At 60.6% G+C, this 4,555-nt stretch carries 4 protein-coding genes; 2 read left to right on the top strand and 2 right to left on the bottom strand.

Translation table 11 applies throughout. The features are described 5' to 3' along the window. Positions 1 to 33 precede the first annotated feature (33 nt). Entirely contained in the window at positions 34 to 1,296 is a 1,263-nt protein-coding gene (locus RTX98_RS09840; RefSeq protein WP_312796293.1) for a M48 family metallopeptidase, read from the bottom strand. 199 nt (positions 1,297 to 1,495) lie between these two features. On the opposite strand from RTX98_RS09840, the gene RTX98_RS09835 reads away from it, so the two are divergent. Both RTX98_RS09835 and preA read left to right on the top strand, forming a co-directional pair. Then, positions 1,496 to 2,884: an NAD(P)-dependent oxidoreductase gene (locus RTX98_RS09835; RefSeq protein ID WP_312796292.1), complete on the top strand. Its 1,389-nt coding sequence runs from the start codon at positions 1,496 to 1,498 to the stop codon at positions 2,882 to 2,884. 11 nt (positions 2,885 to 2,895) lie between these two features. Next, positions 2,896 to 4,230: an NAD-dependent dihydropyrimidine dehydrogenase subunit PreA gene (gene preA / locus RTX98_RS09830; RefSeq protein WP_312796291.1), complete on the top strand. Its 1,335-nt coding sequence runs from the start codon at positions 2,896 to 2,898 to the stop codon at positions 4,228 to 4,230. A gap of 45 nt (positions 4,231 to 4,275) precedes the next feature. Here preA and RTX98_RS09825 read toward each other — a convergent pair. Then, positions 4,276 to 4,555: TetR family transcriptional regulator C-terminal domain-containing protein (locus RTX98_RS09825; RefSeq protein ID WP_312796290.1), on the bottom strand; the 280-nt coding region annotated here is incomplete at its 5' end.

Below are 4,555 nucleotides of genomic sequence, written 5' to 3'. Positions count from 1 at the left end.
GCCCTTTTTCATTATAGACGAATGGCGACCTGCTTATTGCGCAACGAGGCTCACGCACTCTTCGGTGTTTTCCGGCAGACGACCGCCGCAGGTGTTTCCATACTGTTCCGCAGGTGTGCCGAAATCAGTCTCGTTATAAAGGTCGTCGCAAGCCTGCATTTCGCCGGCCTGGCATTGCTGCGCGAGTTCATTCAAGCGCTCATCCGCGACCGTCGGAGCAGGCTGCGGCGAGGGCATTTCGGCTACCGAGGCGAAAGACGGTGCTGTCGCAGGCGAGCCATCTACGCCTGAATTGGCTTCGGGATCAGCACTGCCATCGGTGTCAGAACCGGGTTGGCGGAAGCTGTCCTGGGGCGCAAGGCCGGGCGACAGAATGGTGCCAAAGTCATTGCTCAGCACGCCCATTTCCCGCAGCATCGGCTGGAAAACAAATGGAATGGACGTTGCGATGACGATCGGGATCAGCACGAAGGCGGCCATGATGCCCAATGCACGCAGCGGTCCCTTCCACGAGGAATAGGGCCGGGCGCCGGGCCGCGACAAGACATCGACGCGCGCCGACAAGGGCGGATAAAGCGCCAGCCATTTGCCGATCGTGAGCCAGCCGGTATCCAGCGTCCTCTGCTGCCCGATATAGGCCTCGACATTGACGTTCTTCTTGTAAACGCCACCGGCAGCCAGGATGATCAGGCCGCGATGGGCTCCCGCGGGATCGCCGCAAAGGGCTGCTCCCCAGCGGTCGCAGGTGAATTCGCAGGCACGCGAATAGGCTGAGCCCAAGAATGGCATGATGCGGCCGGGCGCCGTCAGAAGCTGCCAGTTAAGATGGCCCGACCGCAGATGGCCGATCTCGTGACCGATGATCATGTCCCGCGCAGTTGTGTCGTCGCCGCAGGCTTCCAGAAGATCGGTATAAAGGGTGACGATCCTGCTGCGGAAGAACTTGGTCGCAAATGCGTTCAGCCCGCCATCAGCCTGGAAAAGGTAGGCATCGGGCGTCTTCTTCAATCCAGCCTTGGCCGACAGCTCGACCACTCGATGATAGATTTCGGGGAACTGGTTGGGTCCAAGCTGGATGGCGCTGCCGCGCAGATGCATGATCAAGGCAAGATGTGCGAAGAAGAAGATCAGCCCGAAGAACAGCGCATAGATCAGCCCAATGCCCACCGTTCCGAAGATGATCGCGATCCACAAGATGATGGATACGACAAGGATCACTACGAAAAGCGGGATCTCGCTCGGCCATCGCCTGATGGTAACGCGCTGCTCACTTGATGGTTGAAGACGCTGATCCATGCAAACCCTCTCCTGCACTTCATTAGTGGTGTTGAATAAGACCAAATCTTCATGACGGACAAGCGTAGACGCGCATAAAGAAGAGGAAACTCGTCCGCTTTTATTTCCCTTCTTCTCCGTTTTTGACCAGTTGATAAAAATTTTTGACGTGGTAGCGTCCCTTAAAAGCCAGCGTTAAAGCCAGCTACGGGGAACATCGATGGACGCACGCCTATCAAGGGAAGGCATTGTGGGCGCACGGCTCTCGCCGGCCCAGCTTGCCGAAAATTTCGCCGATCTCCATCCACCGCTCGACCGCCACGAAGCGCTTGTCGAAAGCGATCGTTGTTATTTCTGCTACGACGCACCCTGTATGCAGGCCTGTCCGACGTCGATCGACATCCCGCTCTTCATTCGTGAAATCTCGACCGGCAATGCGGTTGGCGCGGCCAAGACGATCTTCGACCAGAACATCATGGGCGGCATGTGCGCCCGGGTTTGTCCGACGGAAACGCTGTGCGAAGAAGCCTGTGTGCGCGAAATCGCTGAAGGCAAGCCGGTCAAGATCGGCATGTTGCAGCGATATGCAACCGACATTGCAATGGCGCAGAACAAGCAGTTCTACAACCGCGCGCCCACGACGGGTAAGCGGGTCGCCGTGGTCGGTGCCGGCCCGGCCGGTCTTGCCGCCGCTCACCGCCTTTCTATGCATGGCCATGATGTCACGATCTTCGAAGGTCGTCCAAAAGCCGGCGGCCTCAACGAATACGGCATCGCCACCTACAAAAGCACCAACGACTTCGCACAGGCCGAGGTGGATTATTTGCTTGGGATCGGCGGCATCGAGATCAGGCATGGCCGCATGCTCGGTCGCGACTTTTCCTTGTCGGAGCTGACGGCGGATTTCGACGCGGTCTTCCTCGGCATGGGCTTGGCCGGCGTCAATGCCTTGCGGGCAGAAGGCGAAGACGCGGCGGGCACTGAGAACGCGGTCGATTTCATCGCCGCGTTGCGTCAGGCCGAAGACAAGACGGTGCTGCCGATCGGGCGGCGCGTTGTCGTGATCGGCGGCGGCATGACCGCCATCGACGCCGCCATCCAGGCCAAGTTGCTCGGCGCGGAAGAGGTCACCATCGCCTATCGCCGGGCTAAGGAGAACATGAACGCGTCGGAATACGAGCAGGATCTGGCGACCGCCAACGGCGTGGTGATCCGCCACTGGCTAGCACCCAAGCGCGTTCTAAACGAAGGCGGCAAGGTGGTGGGGCTGGAACTTGAATACACGACCATCGAAGGCGATCGCCTGGCTGGTACGGGCGAGACGCTGGCCATTGAAGCCGACCAGGTCTTCCGCGCCATCGGCCAGAGCTTCCGCCCGGATGTGCTCAACGGCTCCGGCGCCTCGACCGCTTTCGAAGGCGGCAAGATCCGAATCGATGCCGAAGGCCGCACTTCGCTGCCGAACGTGTGGGCGGGCGGCGACTGTGTCTCGCTTGGCGAAGACCTTACCGTGTCGGCAACCGCGCAAGGCCGAGATGCCGCTGAAAGCATCCATCGCGCGCTGACTCAGGGCGAGGCGGTCGCGCCCGCCATGCTCGAACGCGTTTGAGGAGACGGATCATGGCAGACATCCGCAACACCTTCATCGGCATCAAGTCACCCAACCCGTTCTGGCTCGCATCAGCGCCGCCCACCGATAAGGCCTATAATGTCATCCGCGCCTTCCAGGCCGGTTGGGGCGGCGTGGTCTGGAAAACGCTGGGCGAGGAGGGGCCGCCGGTCGTCAATGTGAACGGGCCACGCTATGGCGCCATCTGGGGTGCCGATCGCCGTTTGCTCGGCTTGAACAATATCGAGCTCATCACCGACCGCCAGCTGCAACTCAACCTTCAGGAAATGAAGCAGGTCAAGAAGGCGTGGCCGGATCGCGCCCTGATTGCCTCCATCATGGTGCCCTGCGAAGAAGAAAGCTGGAAAGCCATTCTGCCGCTGGTTGAAGAAACCGAATGCGACGGCATCGAACTCAACTTCGGCTGTCCGCACGGCATGAGTGAGCGCGGCATGGGCGCGGCCGTGGGCCAGGTGCCGGAATATATCGAAATGGTGGCGCGCTGGTGCAAGCAATACAGCCGCATGCCGGTGATCGTGAAGCTGACGCCCAACATCACCGACATCCGCTATCCCGCGCGCGCTGCCAAGCGCGGCGGTGCCGATGCGGTGTCGCTGATCAACACGATCTCTTCGATCACCTCCGTTAATCTCGACAGCTTCTCACCCGAACCGTCCATCGACGGGCGCGGCAGCCATGGCGGCTATTGCGGCCCAGCGGTGAAGCCCATCGCGCTCAACATGGTGGCCGAAATCGCGCGCGACCCGGAAACGCACGGCCTGCCTATTTCGGGCATCGGCGGCGTCACCACCTGGAGGGATGCCGCCGAGTTCCTGGCGCTCGGGGCCGGCAATGTGCAGGTCTGCACGGCAGCCATGACCTACGGCTTCAAGATCGTGCAGGAGATGATCGAAGGCCTGAAGAACTGGATGGACGAGAAGGGTCACGCCACGCTCGACGACGTGATCGGGCGCGCCACGCCCAACGTCACCGACTGGCAATATCTCAACCTGAACTATGTCACCAAGGCACACATCAACCAGGATCTGTGCATCAAGTGCGGCCGCTGCCACATCGCCTGTGAAGACACCTCGCATCAGGCGATCACCAACATCGTGGAAGGCCTGCGCCACTTCGAGGTAATCGAAGAGGAATGCGTCGGCTGCAATCTCTGCGTCAATGTCTGCCCAGTCTCCGGCTGCATCGACATGGTGCCGCTTGCGGCGGGGCAATTGGACAAGCGTACGGAGAAGGTGGTTTCACCGGTCTACGCCAACTGGACGCAGCACCCGAACAACCCGATGCACAAGCCAGCACCGGTGCAGGTGCCGGAGCCGGCGGAGTAGAGGTACAAAGGTCGTCGCGCCGACCGGTTCTGAACTGGAGGCAGATCAGTCCTTCGGCCGCAACCCATCCATAAACAGCTGCTCCAGAAATCGCGCCGCATCCTCGTAGCGTCCGGCTGCGCCCTTATCGGGACCGAGCACCGCGCGCACCTGGACGTCGAAATCGGCATAATGCTGCGTGGTAGCCCAGATCGAGAAGATCAGATGATGCGGGTCGGTGCGGGCGATCTTGCCGGCCTTCATCCAGCCAAGGATCACCAGAACCTTTTCATCGACCAGCGTCTTCAATTCGCCGGCGATCAACGGCATGATGCGCGGTGCGCCT

Source organism: Tianweitania sp. (assembly GCF_032053605.1).
Lineage (GTDB): Bacteria > Pseudomonadota > Alphaproteobacteria > Rhizobiales > Rhizobiaceae > Tianweitania.
This window is presented reverse-complemented; position numbering and strand designations above follow the sequence as displayed.

Excerpts from the sequence above, each read along its gene's own strand:
- RTX98_RS09840 (WP_312796293.1), bottom strand. The coding sequence starts at position 1,296 with ATGGATCAGCGTCTTCAACCATCAAGTGAGCAGCGCGTTACCATCAGG.
- preA (WP_312796291.1), top strand. The coding sequence starts at position 2,896 with ATGGCAGACATCCGCAACACCTTCATCGGCATCAAGTCACCCAACCCG.
- RTX98_RS09835 (WP_312796292.1), top strand. The coding sequence starts at position 1,496 with ATGGACGCACGCCTATCAAGGGAAGGCATTGTGGGCGCACGGCTCTCG.